Source organism: Mycobacterium sp. NGS56, from assembly GCF_059812425.1.
Genome location: NZ_JCALCQ010000003.1, coordinates 280,486 through 299,670, shown reverse-complemented (window position 1 = coordinate 299,670; position 19,185 = coordinate 280,486). Strand labels below are relative to the sequence as shown.

Here is a 19,185-nt window from a genome sequence, read left to right as displayed (position 1 = left end):
GGTGCTGTACAGTCGCCCAGCACAAGGTCGACGCTCGAATGGGAGGCCATCCGGTGACTTCCGAGTCGGTCGAGGAATTTCGGAACCGGGCCAGAATCTGGCTGGCGGCGACCATGCCGCGACTCGATCCGGCCGAGGCGGCGCTGCTGGAGCGCGATGAACTGCCGTCGTGGCACCGGGCTCGAGAACTGCAAAGGCTGCTGTGGGAAGGCGGATTCGCCGGGATCTGTTTTCCGCGCGAGTATGGCGGGCTCGGGCTGAGCTACGAATACAAGAAGGCGTTCGACATCGAGTCGCAGGCATATGAGACCCCGCTGCTGCTCAACGTCCCCTCGTTCGCCATCTGCTGCGCAACGATCCTCGATATGGGCAGCGAGGAACAGAAGCGCATCCACATACCGGCCGCGCTGCGCGGCGACGAGGTGCTGGTGCAGCTGCTTTCTGAGCCCAGCGGGGGATCGGACCTGGCCGGCGTCATCACGCGCGCCGAGCGCCGGGAGGAACGGTGGATCATCAACGGCGCCAAAACCTGGAGCACGTGGGCGTTCGCGGCCGACTACGGACTGTGCCTGGCCCGGACCAACTGGGACGTCCCCAAACACGAGGGGCTGACGATGTTCCTGGTGCCGCTGCAACACCCCGGTGTCACGATCAACCGGATCCAGCAGGTGAACGGCTCGATCGAATTCTGCGAAGAATTCTTCGACGACGTCGATGTGGGCGACGACGCCGTCGTCGGGGAACCGGGCAAGGGATGGGACGTCGCATCGCGACAGCTGTACCACGAGCGCCGCACCATGGGGGACGGATCGGAATACACCAGCGGGCCGGGAATCGCTGAGGCCCACGATGTTTCGGTGGATCTGATATCGCTGATCGAAAAAACCAACCAGGCGGGAAACCAACGACTCAAGGAAATGGTCGGCCGGGCGCTGGTGCACCGGGCCGTGCATGGCCAACTCAGTGAGCACGTCTTCCACGCCGTGGCCAGCGGATCCCTGCCGCCCGCCGCGGGATCGATCATCCGCCTGGACATGGCCGAGGCGCACGATGTCGAGACCGATACGGCGCTGGCCGTAGCGGGTTCGGCGGCCGTGGTGGACGACGAGGGTGGGTTGGTCGACATCGGTACGCGCTATCTGGGCCGTCAGACCGCCAGCATCGGCGGCGGTACCACCGAGATGGCGCGCAATGTGATCGGCGAGCGGGTCCTGAACTTTCCGCGCGAGCGCGCCGATGACCGAGGGGTGCCGTTCAACCGGGTGCGGCGCGGCAGAAGCTAAGGAGGCGAACGGAATTGAGCGGTCAACTTCGTGACATCCGCGAGTTGATGGGTGATTCTGACGCGTATCGTGCGGAACTATACCGGCGTTGGACGGGCCTGCTGAGCTACCGCTATATCGGCCGCAAGCACTCATCGATGAATCTGGGGGAGACCGACGACACCGTCGCCATCCGCCACGACATGCGCAACGAAGCGGGCGGAATCATGGTGGCGCCGTTGGCCATTTCCTCCCCGGAGGGCTGTCAGACCGACATGGTCGCCGTACCCAATCCGGTCATCGCGTCGGTGCAGATCGTCGATCCCGGCTACGACGTCAACAGGATCGAGATCGTCGGATCGGGCATCGTGCACCAGGGCCGCACCATGGGTTACGGGCGCTGCACCATTGTCGACGCCGACAACCCCGGCCGGGTCATCGCCTTCAACGAAGGTCAGGGGGCGATCATCGGCGTCCCGCCGGAAGGCCTGGATCGCATGGACGTTTCGGGCACCGAGCTGGTGATCGAGGACTCTCCCGATCTGCCCCCGCTGTGGCAAGCGTTCGGCGCCAGCCGCCGGGGTGACGGTCACTGGATACTGCCCGAGCTGAGCACCGAACTCGCGTCGCCGGATGCCGCGCTGCACATCGGGCCCCAGCACGTCGTCCTCGAGACCGCCGCGATCGACCTCGCGGCCGAGGTCGCCGGGACCAAAAAACTGCAGGTTGTCAGCTGGCATGTGATGTTCATGTCGCGCGGCAAGGTGGGTCCCTTCCGGGTCGAGGGGTCCGCGCATGCGGGCGGACCCGGGCGAGTCGGCGTGCGCATGTTGCTGCACGACGAGGGCAACGCCGACAAGGCGGTCACGTCCGCCGCGGCGGTCTTCGACATCGTCGACTGAGCCGGATTCGGCGGCGGCAGTAGGCCCGCATAGGCCTTCGGAGGTCTAGGAGTTGATGGCGCCGGCGTGCGAGAAGCGGGCCGCGCGGCGGTGGATGCGGTGCGCGTAATCACGGGTGCGGTGCGGCTGGCCGAAGAGCCGCATCGGTTCGGAGTAGAACGCTTTCTTCGCGAGCTCGACCAGCGCCAGGTAGATGATCACGAACGTGCCGAGGGCCCCGAAGAATTGCCACGGCAGCGGGGTGAAGCCCAGGGTGTGCGCCATCGGGGACACTGTCAGTAGCGCGCCGATCGCCACCACGGACAGGCTGGCGACGGTCAGCCATCGGCTGGGCCGGCTTCGAATGAACGGTACCTTGCGGGTGCGTATGACGAAGATGATCAGGGTCTGTGTGGCAAGGGATTCCACGAACCAGCCGGTGCGGAATTCGATGGGTCCTGCCCGCAGCACACCGAGCATCAGGCCGAAGGTCATGAAGTCGAAGAGTGAACTGATCGGACCGAAAACGAGCATGAAGCGGCGGATGAAGGCGATGTTCCAGTGTGAGGGCGCGTGAAGTTGTTCGTCGTCGACCCGGTCGGTCGGGATGGCCAATTGTGAACTGTCATAGAGCAAGTTGTTGAGCAGAATCTGGCTGGGCAGCATCGGCAGAAACGGCAGCAGTGCCGAGGCGGCGGCGGCGGAGAACATGTTACCGAAGTTGCTGGAGGTCCCCATCAGCACGTACTTGATGGTGTTGGCGAAGATCCGCCGGCCCTCGGCCACCCCGGTGGCGAGCACCCCGAGATCCTTTTCAAGCAGCACCACGTCGGCGGCGTCCTTGGCGACGTCGGTGGCGGTGTCCACGGAGATACCGACGTCGGCGGCATGCAGTGCCAGCGCGTCGTTCACGCCGTCGCCCAGAAAGCCCACCGCGCGCCCGGTGCGGCGCGCGGCGGTGATCAGGTGGGCCTTCTGCTCAGGGGAGATGCGCGCGAAGATGGTGTGATTCGCTGCAGCTTCGGCGAACTCGTCGTCGCAAAGTCCGTCGAGCTGAGTGCCGGTGATGGTGCCTTTGGATTCCAAGTCGAGGTCGCGGCAGACCTTTTCGGCCACCTGGGCGTTGTCGCCAGTGGCGATCTTGAGTTCGATGCCCAGGGCCGCCAATTCGGTCAGAGACTTCCGGGCGGCGGCTTTGGGTTCGTCGGCGAACACCAGGAATCCGGCCAGCATCAGGTCGGTTTCGTCGTCGGCGCTGACCGCAATGAGGTCGGGGGCGGGTCTGACCGCGACCGCGACCACGCGGCGGCCGGCGGCGAACAGGTCGGCCAGGGTGTCGGCGGCGGCCGCGTCGGTCATCGCGCAGCGGGTCAAGATCTGCTCGGGAGCCCCTTTGACCACCAGGATGCGTTTGCCGTCGTCGTCGATCAGGGCCGAGGTCGAGCGCCGTTCATGGTCGAAGGGCAGTAACGCCACTCTCTTCGCTGCGCCCACAATTCCGCGGGCGTCAGGAGACTCCCACAGCGCGGTATCGAGGGGGTTGGCGCCGGTCCCGCCGGCGGTGAGGTCGACGTCGCAAGCCAACAGGCCCAGACGCAGCACCGAATCACTGTGTGCCCCCGAGGGATTGACAGCGTCAACCAGGCCGATGCGGCCCTCGGTCAGAGTGCCGGTCTTGTCGGTGATGAGGATGTCGATGTCGCCGAGATCTTCGATGCATACCAGCCGTTTGACCAGCACCTTGGCCTTGGCCAGTTGCCGCGATCCGGTGGCCAGGCTGGCGCTGACCACCGCCGGCAACAGTTGCGGCGTAATCCCGACGGCAATCGCCAGTGAGAACAACACCGAGTCGATCAGCGGCTTGCGCAACAGCAGGTTGCTGGCCAGAATCGGCACGGTCAGCGCCACCGCAACCTGCAGCAACAGGTACGAGAAGCGGCGCAGCCCGACCTGGAAGTCGGTTTCGGGTTGACGTTCACCCAAACCTGCTGCGATGCGACCGAATTCGGCGTCGCGGCCGGTGGCGTACACCACACCGGTGCCCTCGCCGGCGCTGACGATGGTGCCCATGAATGCCAGATCGGTGCAGTCGGCCAGATCGGTGTCGGCGGCGATCGGTTCCGGCGACTTCTCCGAACCCATCGACTCGCCGGTGAGGATGCTCTCGTTGCATTCCAGCCCGGTTGCCTCGAGCAGCCGCACGTCGGCGGGGACGGTCTCGCCCAGTGTCAGCCGGATGACGTCGCCGGCGACCAGCGTGGTGACGTCCGTGGTGACGAAGTGGCCGTCGCGACGCACCACCGCGGTGTGACGCATCCGCGAGTGCAGGGCCGCGGCGGTACGCTCTGCGCGGTACTCGTTGAAGAACCCCAATCCGACGCTGGCGAGCAGGATGATGCCGATGATCACGGCCTGCATCGAATCGCCGAGGAAGTACGACACGATGGCGGTGCCGGCCAGCAGGATCAGCACAACGTTGCGCAGCTGTCGACCCAGCACCGCGAGCGCTTTGACGTGGTGGGTGCGCACCGTGTTGGGGCCGAACCGTAACAACCGCGCGGCAGCCTCGGCGCTCGAAAGGCCGTCCGCGGAGCTGTCCAGTAGACCGAGGACCTGATCGGCCGGAGCGCCGACGGCTTCTCGGATGGTCAGTGACCGTCGATCGGTTTCCTCGATGACGTTCGGTTTCATAGCCACGGGGCAACCCGCCTCTTGCGACCAGACATTCGGTGTCCTTCCACGACGACCTTGTCAGGGTGACAAGTCGGCGCTGTAGGGCACAAGGGCTTTACCGGGACCGGCGTAGTGCGGTCCTCGCGGCGGCCCGCCGGGCGGCTACCCATCCGAAGGCCGCAAAGCTGCACACCGGTCGAGACCACGCGGTTGGGGCAGAAAGGCCCGCGACTCCGGGCATTAGGGCACTTGTTCTTCCAAGGCACGGCTGATCGACTCGGTTATGGAGCCATTGGCCGCCGTCGTCCCCACCGGCTTCGGTTCTGCAGAGAAAGCGACTTGCGACGCGGGAGGAAGTCTTCATGGTTTCCGGTGCGCCCGGCCGTTGGATCACGCGGTTGCAGCGCTGGGTCGAACCGGCACTGGTGGCAGGCACAGTGGCCGCGCTGACAGCCGGGGGGGTCGCGCGGCTGGCCAATTGGCGCGGGGTGGCCGACGACTGTTGGATCGCGGGCACGGTACTCGCGATCGGGCCGGCCGCGGCGTGGATGGTGTCGGCATTGCGGCGCCGACGCGGTGGCGTCGACCTCATCGCACTGTTGTCGCTGGTCGGTTGTCTGCTAGTCGGTGAGTACCTGGCCGGTGCGCTCATTGCGGTGATGTTGACGGGTGGCCGTGCGCTGGATATAGCGGCCGAGCGGCGCGCCTCACACGATCTGCGTGCGCTGCTGCAGCGCGCGCCACGCTTTGCGCGGCGACGTATCGGAACGCAAGTAAGTGTGATCCCGCTGGCTGAGGTCGCTGTCGGCGACGTGGTGGTGGTCGGCCCCGGTGAGGTCGTGCCCGTGGACGGGCGGGTCGCCGACGTCACCGCGGTGCTGGATGAGTCCGCGCTCACTGGGGAAGCACTCCAGATCGAGCGTGATGTCGGCGAACCGGTCCGCAGCGGGGTGGTCAACGCCGGCAGCGCGTTTGAACTGCTTGCGACCAAAACCGCGGCCGAAAGCACGTATGCGGGGATCGTCCAGATGGCTCAGCGGGCCGGTGCGGAGAATGCACCGATCGTGCGGTTGGCCGACCGCTACGCGACCTGGTTTCTGCCACTGGCTCTGCTGCTCGCCGCCATCGCATGGCTGGCCGGCGGGTCAGCGGTGCGGGCCGTGGCGGTGCTGGTGGTCGCGACGCCGTGTCCGCTGTTGTTGGCCGCACCGGTCGCAATCGTCTCCGGTTTGTCCCGTGCATCCCGTGCTGGGGTCATCATCCGTGGCGGTGGCGTGCTGGAAAACCTCGGTCACGCAACCACTTTAGTGATGGACAAGACCGGGACGATGACGATGGGAAAACCGGTGGTGGTCGATGTGATGGCCGCTCCCGACGAGGAACCGACCTTCATTTTGCGGTTGGCCGCTTCGGCGGACCAGTTATCGCCGCACGTGCTGGCTGAGGCCATCGTCACCGAAGCGTTGCGCCGCGGGCTGGAGCTTTCGCTGCCCACCGGCGTCGTCGAAAACCCTGGCCGTGGGGTGGCGGCGACTGTCGATGGAAGGCGCGTAACTGTGGGCAAACTGCCGGTCGACGCGGTGAGCGACCCGTGGACAAGAACCGTGCTCAATCGCGCCCGCCTTGACAGCGCAGCCATCGCTTGGGTCTGCCTCGAAAATCGGCCCGTGGGCGCGATCCTTTTGCGAGACCCGCTGCGGCGGCAGGCGCCCCGCACCGTGCGGCGGTTACGCGAGGCGGGACTGAATCGGCTGATCATGCTTACCGGCGACCGGCCGGAACCGAGCCGCGAAATTGGCACGATCTTGGGGCTGGACGAGGTGCGCGCTGAGCAGACGCCGGCTGACAAGTTCAGCGCGGTGCGCGACGAAAGCTCGCGCGCCGTGACTGTGATGGTGGGGGATGGCATCAATGACGCTCCAGCATTGGCCGCCGCCACGGTCGGCGTGGCGATGGGTGCCCGCGGAGCCACGGCGTCCTCTGAGGCCGCCGACGTGGTGCTGACCACCGATCGCATTGATCGGCTTGCCGATGCCATGGACATAGCCCGCTGGTCCCGGCGGATCGCCGTGCAGAGCGCCGTTGTCGGCATGACCCTCTCGCTGATCGCCATGGCGATCGCCACGCTGGGCTGGTTGCCGCCAGCCCCGGGTGCGTTACTGCAAGAGGGCATTGACCTCGCGGTGATCCTCAACGCGCTGCGGGCTTTGCGGGGCAACCCCGACGCCGAGACGCCACTGGCCGCCGACACCGAACGGTTGCTGCACCGGTTCGCCGCCGACCACGAACAGCTCCGCGATGCGATAGGACTGCTGCGCGACAGCGCAGATCAGTTGGCGGCCGGCCCGGGTGCGGCGGGCTTGGGATCGCTTGCCGCCGTGCACGCCCTGCTAGTCGAACGGATTCTGCCCCATGAACGGGCAGAGGAAAGTGAGCTCTATCCCGCGCTGGCCCACCCCCTGGGCAGCGAAGCCACCGCGACGATGAGTCGGGCCCACGCCGAGATTCAGAGTCTTTCCGATCGCATCGGCATGCACCTGGCCCTTGCACAGGCGACCGGAGCGGTCCAGCCCGACCAAGTCGATGACCTACTCGCATGCCTCTACGGCCTATACGCGTTGCTGCGACTGCATTTTGTCCAGGAGGAAGAGAACTACTTCGTTCTCGTCGAAGACGATCTCGCCGCCACCAAACAACGCTGAGCCACAATGAAATACACCAAGTTTATCGGACCGCAAGGATATGTCTCGCCACGGTTTTCGGGACGCGTGGGACCAACGGCCCTCCCCGTTGGGACTTCGGGCGGACTTGAGAAGTGACCGAAGCAATGCTGCTCGATTTCGTTCGGTTCTGCATGCCCCGCCATCGATGTGGTCGGATCGAACTCAAGGCCGATCAAGGAGGCTGTGATGAGGTTCGCGAAGCATTCGAGTCGAGTCGAGATGACTTACTACGTGACCGACCGCTTGCACCACGGCCGCACGGTCGCGGTGCCCGGGTCTGAGATCGCCCGCATCGTGTCGATGTGGTTGGCCGAGTTGGGCGCTCACAGCCCCCTGGTCGAGGATTTGGCGCGGGCCGCGCGCGTCGGTGATTGGACCACCGCCTGCGCCGTCGGTAATCAGCTGTCGGTAGGTGTCACGTTGCGCCCGCTGCATGATGATGCATCGGAATCCTCGTGATTTCCGATTTGTGGCCTTAAGTCCTTCGCGGCTCGGGACGTCATCCCCTCGTGGCGCCAAAGTAACCGCAGGACCATTGACATATCCACGCCATGGAAGGGGCCCCGTTATGACCAAGCGCTTTCCCGATGAGGGCACCATCCGAACGGTGTTGGCTCTGGCGTCTCGCGCTCCGTCTGTGCACAACACCCAACCGTGGCGGTGGCTGGTCGGTGAGGAGAGCGTGCACCTCTACGCTGACCTTGACCGGCAATTGCCGAACACCGATCCGGACGGCCGTGACTTGATCTTGAGCTGCGGTGCAGCCCTGAACCACTGCGCCGTCGCGTTCGCGGCGGTGGGTTGGCAGACCAAGGTCACCCGCTTACCCAACCCGAATGACCCCAGTCACCTTGCCGCAATCGAACTGTCTCGCTCTACGGCGGATCCTGTTGACATAGCTCTTGCCGCGGCGATACCTCGGCGGCGAACCGACCGGCGTTACTACAACTCCTGGGCAGTGCCCGTAGGCGACATCGCACTGATGGCAGCGCGGGCCGCCCGCAACGACGTAATCCTGCGCCAAGTCGAAGACACTGACAAGCTGCATACGCTTGTGAGGCGATCGGTGTGGGACCACATGAACCACGATTATCTCGTCGAACTCACGGCATGGAGTGGACGCTACGCATCGGAAACTGGTGTGCCGGCCAGGAATACACCGCAATCCGATCCAGGCGCAGTAATCCCGGGCCGGCTGTTTGCTGGGCCCGCACTGTCGATGCCATCGGGATCGTCTGCCGCCGAGGACAATGCCGTAGTGCTTGCGCTTGGGACCCGCAGCGATGACAGGCTGTCCCAGTTGCGCGCCGGAGAGGCCACCAGCATCGTGCTATTGACCGCTACATCCATGGGTTTGGCCAGCTGCCCGGTGACCGAGCCCCTGGAAGTTGCGGAAACTCGCGAGGCGGTGCGCACCGAAATCTTTGGTGACAGCGGCTATCCGCAGATGCTGCTGCGGGTCGGTTGGGCGCCGATCAACGCCGATCCCTTGCCGTCCACCCCGCGGCGCGACTTCTCCGATGTCGTTGAATGGATGGCCGACCGGGAACGCAGCGTGCGCTGATCAGTTCGCCGAGCCCCGAAAGGTATCGGAATCGTGGGTTCTGCGAGGGAGTATGTGATGGAATCTTCTAACTTGGGCCCGCGGTGCTGGCGGGTTGCCCGCATATTTGGCCACAATGCGCTGCTCTGGCGTGCTGATCGGCGTGACCAAGAGCCTCTATGCATGGCATGCGGGTCAGGCGGATGATGGGGCGATGAGCGGACGCGACGACGAAGCCGTTACTGCGATGTTGACCGCCGCCGGACTACACCGCCTTGTCCAGGTACTGATCGAACGTGGGTACCGCGTGGTCGGGCCCACATTGCGGGACAACGCGATCGTGCTGGCCGAGCTCGACTCGGCAGAGGATCTGCCGCGAGGCTGGGGTGTCGATGTGGGTCCGGGACATTACCGGGTCCGCCGCCGCGACGACGATGCGGCGTTCGGGCACTCTGCGGGCCCGCAGTCGTGGAAGCAGTTCCTCCATCCCCCACGGCAGCGGTTGTGGGCCGGCACTCGGGACGCGTCCGGGGAAGCGCAAGCCGAAGAAGCAACACCGCGATACGCACTCCTGGGAGTGCGGGGGTGCGACCTGGCGGCGATCGCCACCCTCAACCGTGTGCTGGGGGGTTCTTCCTATCCCGACACCTCTTTTGTCCGTCGTCGGCGCCAGGCGTTCGTGGTCGCCGTCAACTGCACGGAACCAGGTGGCCTGTGCTTCTGCGCATCGATGGGTACCGGCCCCGCGGCCGGACCGGGTTACGACCTTGCCCTCACGGAGCGCCTCGCGGGTGACGAGCCGTCCTACCTTGTCGACGTCGGCAGTGCGGAGGGTGCGGACGTGCTGGCACTGCTCCCGTATCGGGCCGCCGATGAAGACGAAACCGATTCTGCGCGTGCCGATGTCGAGTCGGCGAAGGGCCGCATGGGCCGCAGCATGCCGGATGCGGATTTGCGGGACCTGCTCGTCCGCTCCCGCGAGTCGCCGCAGTGGGACGAAGTGGCCAGCCGTTGCTTGACGTGTGGAAACTGCACCATGGTCTGCCCGACGTGCTTTTGTACCAGCACCGAGGACGTCAGCGATCTCACCGGGGAGCACGCCGAACGATGGCAACACTGGGCGTCGTGCTTCGAATTCGATTTCACGTACGTTCACGGCGGTGGCAGCGTCCGCCAGTCGGGCGCATCGCGTTACCGTCATTGGCTGACCCACAAATTGGGCACCTGGCATGACCAGTTCGGCATGTCGGGCTGCGTCGGCTGCGGCCGCTGTATCGCGTGGTGCCCCACGGGTATCGACATCACCGCGGAGATGAACAAGATGGCCGGTGATGACTGACGAGGCCGTCAGCACTGCCGCACCGGCGTCAGCCATGGCGCCGGTTCCGTATCGGGTGCGCTCCCGCGTGGTGGAGGGTCCGGATTCGGCCACGTTGACGCTCGCGCCGGTCGGCGAAACGCTGCGAACTCCGCAACCGGGGGAGTTCATGATGCTCTACGCGTTCGGTGTGGGCGAAGCGGCGATTTCTGTCAGTGGCGATCCCACCGTCGTTGACGGCTCGATCACGCACACCATCCGCGCGGTCGGCGCGGTCAGCCGAGCCTTGCACGACGCAGGCCCGGGAACCGTTGTCGGCGTGCGCGGTCCGTTCGGCACCACATGGGGTTTGGACGAGGCGGCCGGCAGGGATTTGGTGATGGTCGCAGGAGGGGTGGGGCTGTGTCCCTTGCGCCCGGCGGTGCTGGGTGCGCTGGCGCAGCGGGCACGCTATGGCAAGGTCACGCTCGTCGTCGGCGCGCGTTCCCGGGCAGACTTCGTATTCGCCGCCCAGCTGCAAGAGTGGGCCGAAGAGCCGCAGATCGAAGTGCATTTGATCGTCGACGCCGCGACACCCGGCTGGACCGGGGAAGTCGGGTTGGTGACCGCACCGCTAAGCCGCCTGGACCTGAATGCCGATCGCACCACAGCGTTCCTTTGCGGGCCGGAGCCGATGTTGCGCTTCGGGGCGGAGGCCCTACTCGCCAAAGGACTAGCGTCGCAGCACATTCGGGTTTCGCTAGAACGCAACATGCAGTGCGGAGTTGGGTGGTGTGGTCACTGCCAGCTGGGGCCGCTACTCCTGTGCCGCGACGGTCCTGTGGTCGGCTACGACATTGCCGGCCCCCTGTTACGGGTGAAGGAGCTCTGAATGAGTCGACCGACGTTGGCCGTGTGGAAATTCGCCTCCTGCGACGGTTGTCAGCTGACCTTGTTGGACTGCGAGGACGAGCTGCTCACCCTGGCCGACCAAGTCGAGATCGCCACCTTCGCGGAAGCTTCGAGCGCAACGGTCGGCGGACCCTACGACGTGTCCTTGGTCGAAGGTTCAATCACCACACGCCGTGATACCCAGCGGATCAACGAGATTCGCGAGCAATCGAAGGTGCTCGTCACCATCGGCGCGTGCGCAACGGCCGGGGGAGTGCAGGCGCTGCGCAACTTCGCCGACATCGCCGAATTCACCTCGGTTGTGTACGCGAAACCCGAATACATCGATACCCTGGCCACCTCCACGCCGGCATCAGAGCACGTGAAGGTCGACTATCAAGTGCCCGGGTGCCCGATCGATCGTGGACAGCTGCTCGACACCCTCGCGGCGCTGCTCGTCGGGCGCAAACCACGGCTGCCGGCCAAGACGGTGTGCACGGAATGCAAACTTCGCGGAGTGACGTGCGTCCTGGTCGCCGACGGCATCCCGTGCCTCGGGCCGGTCACGCACGCCGGCTGCGGAGCGTTGTGTCCGCGGCATCATCGAGGTTGCTACGGCTGCTTCGGCCCCTCGGCGGTACCCAGAACCGCGACACTGATCCCACTGCTGCGCCGCGACGGCATGTCCGACGGGGAGGTCGATCGGGTGTTCTCGACATTCAATGTCGCATCGTTCACCGCCGAGCGAGGCAAGCAATGAGTCCCGAAACGCGCACGCTGGGCGTGGGCGCGCTTACCCGCGTGGAAGGTGAAGGCGCCCTGCACATCACCCTCAAGGGGGAGACGCTGCACAGCGTCCAGCTCAACATCTACGAGCCGCCGAGGTTCTTCGAAGCGTTCCTGCGCGGCCGTGCCTACACGGAGCCCCCGGACCTGACCGCCCGGATCTGCGGAATATGCCCCGTCGCCTATCAGGTCAGTGCCTGCAACGCGATCGAAGAAGCCTGCGGCGTCCACGTCGATGACGATCTCATCGCGCTGCGCCGGCTGCTGTATTGCGGTGAGTGGATCAATAGTCATGCCCTGCATGTCTACCTGCTGCATGCACCGGACTTCCTCGGCTACGCCGACATCATCGGCATGGCACGCGAACACGCCGCGGCCGTCGAGCGAGGACTGGCGCTGAAGAAGGCCGGCAACCAGCTGATGGAGTTCGTCGGTGGCCGAGCGATCCATCCAGTGAACGTGCGTCTGGGCGGGTTCTACTCCGTGCCGACCAAGCTGGAGTTCAAACCGGTGGCCGAGCAATTGCGTAGGGCGCTGGACGATGCGCAGGCGACGGTCGAGTGGGTCTCAGGTTTCGATTTCCCCGACCTCGAGCTCGACCACGAATTCCTCGCGCTGACGACATCCGACCACCGCTATCCCATCGAGAATGGGTTGATCGCGCGCAGTGCCGGCCCGGCGTTTTCGGCCACCGATTTCACCAGCCACGTCGCCGAAGCGCAGGTACCGTACTCGACCGCGTTGCATGCGACGCTGGACGGCGGGCGCTACTTGACCGGGCCGCTCGCACGCTATTCGTTGAACTCGTCGGCGCTGTCGCCCATCGCCGCCCAGGCGGCCGCAAACGCCGGATTGTCGGCTGAATGCCGAAACCCGTTCCGGAGCATCATTGTTCGCGCCGTAGAGATAGTCTGTGCGCTCGAAGAGGCGCTGCGGATCATCGACGAATATGAGCGTCCGTCGCGGCCATCCGTCGACGTTCCGGCCCGCCCTGGCGTAGGGCACGGCGTCAGCGAGGCACCGCGTGGCCTGCTGTATCACCGCTACCAGATCGATGATGCCGGGCTGATAGCGTCGGCGACCATAATTCCACCCACCTCTCAGAATCAGGCGGCCATCGAGGCGGATCTGGCCCGCATCGTTACCGACAATCTGTTTCTCGACGATGAAACGCTGACCGCACTGTGCGAAAAAACGATTCGCAGTTACGATCCGTGCATTTCGTGCTCGGCGCACTTCTTGCGGCTGACGGTCGACCGAGAATGACTCGCGCCTCCGGTGTAATCGTCGTCATCGGCATCGGAAACACCTACCGGCGCGATGACGGCGTCGGAATTGCAGTTGCGACCGCACTCGACGCCCGAGCGATGCCGAACGTAGTGGTCAAAACCGGCATCACGGACCCAATGAGCCTCATCGAGGCGTGGACGGGTGCCAAGCGGGTGGTGATCATCGACGCTGCGATCGCTAACCCGTGCACGCCCGGACGAATACGTCGCCGCGAATTGACTGATGTGGCTATCCAGTCCGACGGACTGCACTCGCACAGCGTTGATGTCGGCCGCGCGCACGCACTGGGTAAAGCACTTGGGCGTGTGCCCGGCGAAGTCAAGATCTTCACCATCGAGGTGCTCGACACTGACCACGGCATCGGTCTTAGCCCGCAGGTCGCGGGTGCCGTGCCCAAGGTGGTCGATATGGTTGTGGCCGAGATCGACCGCGCCCTGCCTGTGTAGTGGCACCTTCCTTAGCCTCTGGACCTCAGACGCCATGCACGCCGGCTGGTCAGAGCAGCACACGAGGTCCGATCGACGAGGTCAAGATATCAGTCCGGTGTCGCGGGCCGGTTGTGGCCGAATAATGCGCTGGCCGCAGTTTGGACAAAATCGCTCGGCGGGGTGGTGCTCAGCACCGCAATGCGCGCAGTAGTGAGGTTCGTCGGCGTCCGGCTGGCGCGGGATCAGACGAAGCGACTGCACGCCCGTGGTCTCGCCAGCAACCTCGGTCGCCGATCTCTCCTCGGCGGGTGTGGGCGCCTGTGTTTCAGAAGATATGGCGTTTCCCCCTTGGGATGCTGCGGCCTGCCCACCCGGGCCGAGGGGCGTCCCGGATGCCGCGGTCGAAGGAACAGGTGGCGAGTGCGATTTGAGCACCCACAATGTCAGCCCGGCGCTCACGCCGACCACCGAGACAACGCTGATGGCCAGGTACCACCACAGCACTGCTCCGCTCAACGGTGTTGCATCTCCGTACTGCTGGCGCAGATTGGCAGCGGTGGCCCTGAGATCGTCTAGGCCCGGATAGCCGGGCGATACGGCCAAAGCTTGGTCGAATTCGCCGATCGCATCGGTGTAGCGGCCCGAATAGAAGTTCCGCAGCCCTCGCCGATAAGACAGGTCGGCAGGTCCGAGCGTCGGTTTTACGCCTCGGGCGGCCAAGAGCGCGGCTAGCGCGTCAGCGGGCGCGATGAAGTTGAACGGCTGGGTTTCGCCGACGGGGGCGAAGCTGTTCACGCCGACCACTTTGCCGTTCAGTCCGATGGCGGGACCACCGCTCATGCCGTCCGTCATCGCAGCGTTGGTCTCATACTCCGGACTGGGTCCCATGATCGACTTCTTGCTGATGGTGCCGCTCTTGTAAGTGGGATCAAGCGAAGCGCCAGTGATGTTTTGGGTGCTTTCGGGGAAGCCCACCGCGAGGATGGGCGTACCGATCGTGACTTCGGCGTCGGCTCCGAGCTCGGAGGATGGAAGGTTCGCCTTGGCGATCTTGAGCACAGCGACGTCGCCCTCTCCGAGGCGACGGAAATCGACGACGCTGGCGGGCAGCTTCGCGGCGATTTTGGCTCCGGTACCCGAAATGACCTTGAAACTCACATGCGGACCCTGCCCGGGCACGTCACCTTCGACCGTCGCGTGTTTCTGTAGCCAGTCGAGGGTCTCGGCGGGCTCGCGCGACTCGGGCGCGTCCGGGTACTGACTTCGGTATTCGTTGGCGGCCCGCTTGAGGATGAGCAGCTTCGCGCTCGCCGGGTCCACGCAGTGACCTGCCGTCGCCACCCAACCGTCGGGATTGACGACGAAAGCCGTGCAGTTCCAGGTGGCCAGAAAAGGCATGCTGGACCCACGCCCGAATTGAGACAGAATCTCGCCATTGGGCAGGCGGACCAGGCCGTAGCCTTCGCCGACGAAGTACATAACCGATGGCCGGATGAGGTCGGCCGCCCGTTCCTCCGGTTTGGCATGCTGACGCCCGCTGTCGGCGAACGCCATGCACGGCGGCTCGGCCAGCAGCATAAAGACGACTGCTAAGAGGACCACCAGCCCTCGAAGCCTGGTGGGGTTTGGCACGTTGTGGGCTGCTGAACAAGCCGTCATCCCACTCACCGCCGGGACTGACCGGTCTCGCCCTGCGCAGAACGCTTCGCCAACGACGCCGGATGACGGCTCATGGCCTCAAGGCGCTCAGCTGAGTACCGTTGGGCCGAAATCCAAGTCGAATGCGAAGCGAGGACGATTACTTGGCCTCCGCCAACCGATATCACGGCAGATCGCTCCTTAAGAAATCATTCACCACAGGTCTCTCCGGTCCGCCGAAGCGTCGCAGTTACAGCATCCATTCGATCGCTTCACCGGAACGGTTGATAGGGACCGAAGTCCCGACCGCAGAGGACCTCCGTTCGTTCTGTGCTGCACAGCCGCTGTCCGCACCGCGTTCGAGCAGAACACGTGGTCACCCATGTCGCGGTGGCGGAACGTTTGGCTTGGTGACCTACGGCACTAGTCCGCCCCGTCGCAACTAATGCAGAGTTAGGCGGATAACGAAGGAGGATCGATGATCGAGGTGCTCAAAGACATGCCGCAAGGAGTGACAGGCATCCGGGTATCGGGCCGGCTGCGTGGTGACGAATTGCGTGAGGTCAGACCGGTCATCGAAGAGTCGCTGAAGGCCGGTGAAATCAGGATCGTAGAGGTCATCGACTCCGATTACGAGGGCTTCGGCCCGGGCGGCCTGGTCGAGGACCTCAAGTTGGGTTTGGGCACCGTTCTGCCGCACCATTCGGCGTTCCGGCGAATCGCGGTCGTATCCGATAAGGAATGGGTCGCGCATACGCTTCATGCCCTGGCGTGGATGGTGCCCGGCGAGCTCGCTGTGTTCGGGCTCGACCAGCTCGAGCGCGCCACACAGTGGGCCGCAGGTACGGAACCGGCCTCCTGATAAAGACGAAAGGGCTGGCTCCATAGACGTTTTGGCCATGCAAGGTGGTGACGCGATACCTCTCCAGCCACCTAGCGTGCCGGCAGACGACGGAATCAGTAACGAAACCCAGCAGGAAAGGAGCAGCCGTGAAAGCCAAAGTCGGTGACTGGCTGGTGATCAAGGGCACCAGGGTCGAGCAACCCGACCAGCGGGGACTGATCACCGAAGTTCACGCATCAGACGGTGCACCACCGTATGTCGTGCGCTGGCTCGCTAACGACCACGAGGCGACCGTCTTCCCAGGTCCGGACGCCGTCATTGTGACCGCCGCCGAACAGGCGGACGCTGACCGGCGCGCCCGGGATCGCTTCGGCGCCGTACAGTCGGCCATCTCCCGCGACAACAAGTTCGCCGACTAAAGCACATCGGCTGGTGAGGGAAGGAGAATTGGATGAGGGCTGACCATCAAGCGACGAAGGCTTATCAGATCGGCGTGCTCATCGAAGAACGCAGCGAGGAACGAACTCGCGCCAAGGCCCGGATAACTTGGGCGGGAACAAATCTCGTCGGTATCGGGTTCGCACGCCTTGACCCTGCCGACGAACCGGTGAGCCGGATTGGTGACGAACTCGCCGTAGCCCGGGCTCTTTCAGATCTGGCAGATCAATTGTTCGCCATGACAGCAGCCGATATTCAAGCCAGTACTCGCGAGCCGGTCACCGGCCTGCACCGCTGACTGCGGATGCCGGTCACGAAACATAAGCAGGCGGTGGTTGGTCCCGCTAATCCCGCGCCGGGGCCAACCGCCGCTCCTAAAAGCGGCCTAGGCGCCGCTCGTTGACTCATATTGCTGTCAATAGGTTTTCGTCGCCTCGGGCATACAGGGCCGATAGGCGGTCGGCGAAATCTTCGATGACCGCTTTGCGACGTAGCTTCATACTCGGCGTCAGGTCACCGGCTTCTACAGAGAGCTCCCGCTCGGCGATCACGAAGTTTTTGATCTGTTCCCAGCGGTTCAGTTGATTATTCAGCACGTCGAGGTATCCAGCGATCATGTCGTGAGTCTTCGGGTCACGGGCGATCTCGGCGAACGGCTTGTTCGCCATACCGTTCTTGGCTGCCCAGGTGGTGATCGCTTCGGCATCGAGGCCTACCAGCGCCACACAGTACGGCTTCGCCTCCCCGTAGACGAGGAGCTCGCTCACATACGGGCAGATGCCCATAAACCTTGCGGCGATCGCCGATGGCGCCACGTACTTACCCTGCGAGGTCTTGAACATGTCCTTTTTTCGGTCGGTGATCCGAAGGAAACCGTCGGCGTCGATTTCCCCGATGTCGCCGGTGCGGAACCAGCCGTCCGGGTCGAGCGCCTCGGCGGTGGCATCGGGTAGATCGTGGTACGCCGTCATCAAACCCGGTCCCCTGAGTAGGATTTCGCCGTCGTCGGCGATCTTTGCCTCGGTGGCCGGGAACGGCCAACCGACCGTTCCGAAACGGTAGGCGCCGGGGCGGTTGATGAACGATGCGGCGGCGGTCTCGGTAAGTCCGTAGCCCTCCAACACGACAATCCCGATTGCGTCGAACCACTGCGCGACATCCCGGTCGAGGGCGGCGGCGGCGGAGACGAAGAACCGCAGCCTCCCACCGAACCGCTGCCGGATAGTAGAAAAGACCAGTCGGTCCGCGATCTTGTAGGCCAGCAACGACGTTAACGGGGGTTTCTTCCCCGCCTGCCGGTCGGCCGAGACTTTCAAGCCAACTCCGATCGACCAGTCGAACACCTTCCTGCGGAACCGGCCCTGCTCGGCGACCGTCTCCTGAATACGGGCGTGGGCTTTCTCGAATATGCGTGGTGCCGCACCCATGATGGTCGGATGTAAGACCGCAAGGTTATCGACAATCCTCTCCACCCGGCCGTCGATAGCGGTGGGAAACCCGATCTGTAGCGGCAGCGCCAGCATGACCTTGCCAAAAGCGTGCGCCAGCGGCAGCCAGAGAAAGTTCAGATCGTCAGGGCCCAGGATGCCGAGTGCGTCTATGGCCGCCGCGGTGTAGGTCCATGCACCGTGGGTCAGTCGCACGCCCTTGGGGCGCCCGGTGGTGCCGGAGGTGTAGATCAGGCTGGCGAGCTGGCCCGGACCGATGGCTGCGACACGCTCCGTGATGGCATCGGGTGCATCGGCGAGCAATTGCTTGCCCAGCTGTTCGAGTTCGCCGAGGCTGATCACCCAGTCCCCGTCACCGTTGCCGTCGATCAACACCACCTTGCCCACGTCTGGCAGTTCCGCGCGGCGTGCGAGCAGTTTGTCGAGCTGACTCTGATTCTCGGCGACCACGACCCGGCTTCCGGAATTGGCGAGGATATAGGCGGTGTCGCGGTCCTTCGTCGTCGGGTACACCGTGGTGGTGGCGGCGCCGGCGCACATTATTGCGAAATCGACGATCACCCACTCATAGCGCGTCGAGGATACGAGCGCGACTCGATCCTCCGGTGCGATTCCCAGCGAGATGAGACCGCCCGCGATGTTGCAGACACGTTCGCCGACCTGCTGCCACGTCACGCTCTCCCAGGTGTGGTCCTGTGGGTATCGAAACGCCTCGGCGTGTGGAGTGGCAGCGACCCGGCTGACGAACATGTGAGCCACCGACGGCGCGCGATTGTTGATCTTGGCGAAGTCAGGCCTCTCCGCCGAAACACTGATTGCTTTCATGGTGTTAATCCAATCGGTGCCGATGTGAATACTGTCAGTGCATCCCTCGGATCGCGCCCGCCAGTAGAGGCAAAAGTCACGCGGAGGTCGGCGAACGTCCCTCCTGTGCGCCGCCTCCCAGATGGCGCTTGCGTACGCCGCGGAGATCACTACGGGTGACTAAAGCCCAGCGCCTTATGCCTTTGCGCCCTTACCTGGCGACGAACGAGCCACGCAGC

General features: G+C 64.6%; 16 protein-coding genes. 13 read left to right on the top strand and 3 right to left on the bottom strand.

Annotated features, from left to right (window positions below; all coding sequences use genetic code 11):
- The first annotated feature begins 53 nt into the window (after positions 1-53).
- Together AC5Y4F_RS11575 and AC5Y4F_RS11570 are read left to right on the top strand one after the other, a co-directional pair.
- Positions 54-1,283: an acyl-CoA dehydrogenase family protein gene (locus AC5Y4F_RS11575; protein ID WP_067939787.1), complete on the top strand. Its 1,230-nt coding sequence runs from the start codon at positions 54-56 to the stop codon at positions 1,281-1,283.
- Positions 1,284-1,297: 14 nt separating this feature from the next.
- The gene (locus AC5Y4F_RS11570; protein WP_499996784.1) at positions 1,298-2,164 is read left to right on the top strand and encodes a hypothetical protein; all 867 of its coding nucleotides are present in this window, start codon (positions 1,298-1,300) and stop codon (positions 2,162-2,164) included.
- Positions 2,165-2,209: 45 nt separating this feature from the next.
- On the opposite strand, the gene mgtA is transcribed toward AC5Y4F_RS11570, so the two are convergent.
- Entirely contained in the window at positions 2,210-4,834 is a 2,625-nt protein-coding gene (mgtA, locus tag AC5Y4F_RS11565) for a magnesium-translocating P-type ATPase (RefSeq protein WP_499997066.1), read from the bottom strand.
- Between the two features lie 344 nt (positions 4,835-5,178).
- Between mgtA and AC5Y4F_RS11560 the strand changes: the two genes are divergently transcribed.
- From AC5Y4F_RS11560 to AC5Y4F_RS11525, 8 genes are all read left to right on the top strand, one after another.
- A complete protein-coding gene (locus tag AC5Y4F_RS11560; RefSeq protein WP_499996783.1) occupies positions 5,179-7,518 on the top strand; it encodes a heavy metal translocating P-type ATPase in 2,340 nt (779 codons plus the stop codon).
- Between the two features lie 207 nt (positions 7,519-7,725).
- Positions 7,726-7,998: an Rv2628 protein family gene (locus AC5Y4F_RS11555; protein ID WP_067932284.1), complete on the top strand. Its 273-nt coding sequence runs from the start codon at positions 7,726-7,728 to the stop codon at positions 7,996-7,998.
- Positions 7,999-8,107: 109 nt separating this feature from the next.
- Positions 8,108-9,103 (top strand): Acg family FMN-binding oxidoreductase, encoded by a 996-nt coding sequence (locus AC5Y4F_RS11550; protein ID WP_067932268.1) that lies wholly within the window; start codon positions 8,108-8,110, stop codon positions 9,101-9,103.
- 193 nt (positions 9,104-9,296) lie between these two features.
- Entirely contained in the window at positions 9,297-10,421 is a 1,125-nt protein-coding gene (locus AC5Y4F_RS11545) for a 4Fe-4S dicluster domain-containing protein (RefSeq protein ID WP_067932282.1), read from the top strand.
- The gene (locus AC5Y4F_RS11540; protein WP_067932266.1) at positions 10,414-11,271 is read left to right on the top strand and encodes an FAD/NAD(P)-binding protein; all 858 of its coding nucleotides are present in this window, start codon (positions 10,414-10,416) and stop codon (positions 11,269-11,271) included. Before AC5Y4F_RS11545 ends, AC5Y4F_RS11540 begins: the two co-directional genes overlap by 8 nt.
- On the top strand, positions 11,272-12,030 hold the full coding sequence (locus AC5Y4F_RS11535; protein ID WP_067932264.1) for an NADH-quinone oxidoreductase subunit B family protein: 759 nt from the start codon (positions 11,272-11,274) through the stop codon (positions 12,028-12,030).
- Positions 12,027-13,322, top strand: coding sequence for a Ni/Fe hydrogenase subunit alpha (locus tag AC5Y4F_RS11530; protein ID WP_067932262.1), 1,296 nt, complete (start codon positions 12,027-12,029; stop codon positions 13,320-13,322). Before AC5Y4F_RS11535 ends, AC5Y4F_RS11530 begins: the two co-directional genes overlap by 4 nt.
- The gene (locus AC5Y4F_RS11525; RefSeq protein ID WP_067932260.1) at positions 13,319-13,792 is read left to right on the top strand and encodes a hydrogenase maturation protease; all 474 of its coding nucleotides are present in this window, start codon (positions 13,319-13,321) and stop codon (positions 13,790-13,792) included. The genes AC5Y4F_RS11530 and AC5Y4F_RS11525 overlap by 4 nt, the downstream gene beginning before the upstream one ends.
- A gap of 81 nt (positions 13,793-13,873) precedes the next feature.
- Here AC5Y4F_RS11525 and AC5Y4F_RS11520 read toward each other — a convergent pair whose 3' ends face one another.
- A complete protein-coding gene (locus tag AC5Y4F_RS11520) occupies positions 13,874-15,352 on the bottom strand; it encodes a trypsin-like peptidase domain-containing protein (protein ID WP_231986303.1) in 1,479 nt (492 codons plus the stop codon).
- Positions 15,353-15,890: 538 nt separating this feature from the next.
- Here AC5Y4F_RS11520 and AC5Y4F_RS11515 point away from each other — a divergent pair.
- From AC5Y4F_RS11515 to AC5Y4F_RS11505, 3 genes are all read left to right on the top strand, one after another.
- Entirely contained in the window at positions 15,891-16,274 is a 384-nt protein-coding gene (locus AC5Y4F_RS11515) for a SpoIIAA family protein (protein WP_067932256.1), read from the top strand.
- 128 nt (positions 16,275-16,402) lie between these two features.
- Positions 16,403-16,675, top strand: coding sequence for a DUF1918 domain-containing protein (locus tag AC5Y4F_RS11510; RefSeq protein WP_067932254.1), 273 nt, complete (start codon positions 16,403-16,405; stop codon positions 16,673-16,675).
- A gap of 32 nt (positions 16,676-16,707) precedes the next feature.
- Positions 16,708-16,992 (top strand): dsRBD fold-containing protein, encoded by a 285-nt coding sequence (locus tag AC5Y4F_RS11505; protein WP_067932252.1) that lies wholly within the window; start codon positions 16,708-16,710, stop codon positions 16,990-16,992.
- 106 nt (positions 16,993-17,098) lie between these two features.
- Here the strand turns inward: AC5Y4F_RS11505 and AC5Y4F_RS11500 are convergent, their stop codons facing one another.
- Entirely contained in the window at positions 17,099-18,967 is a 1,869-nt protein-coding gene (locus tag AC5Y4F_RS11500; RefSeq protein ID WP_499996776.1) for an AMP-dependent synthetase/ligase, read from the bottom strand.
- Between the last annotated feature and the right edge of the window lie 218 nt (positions 18,968-19,185).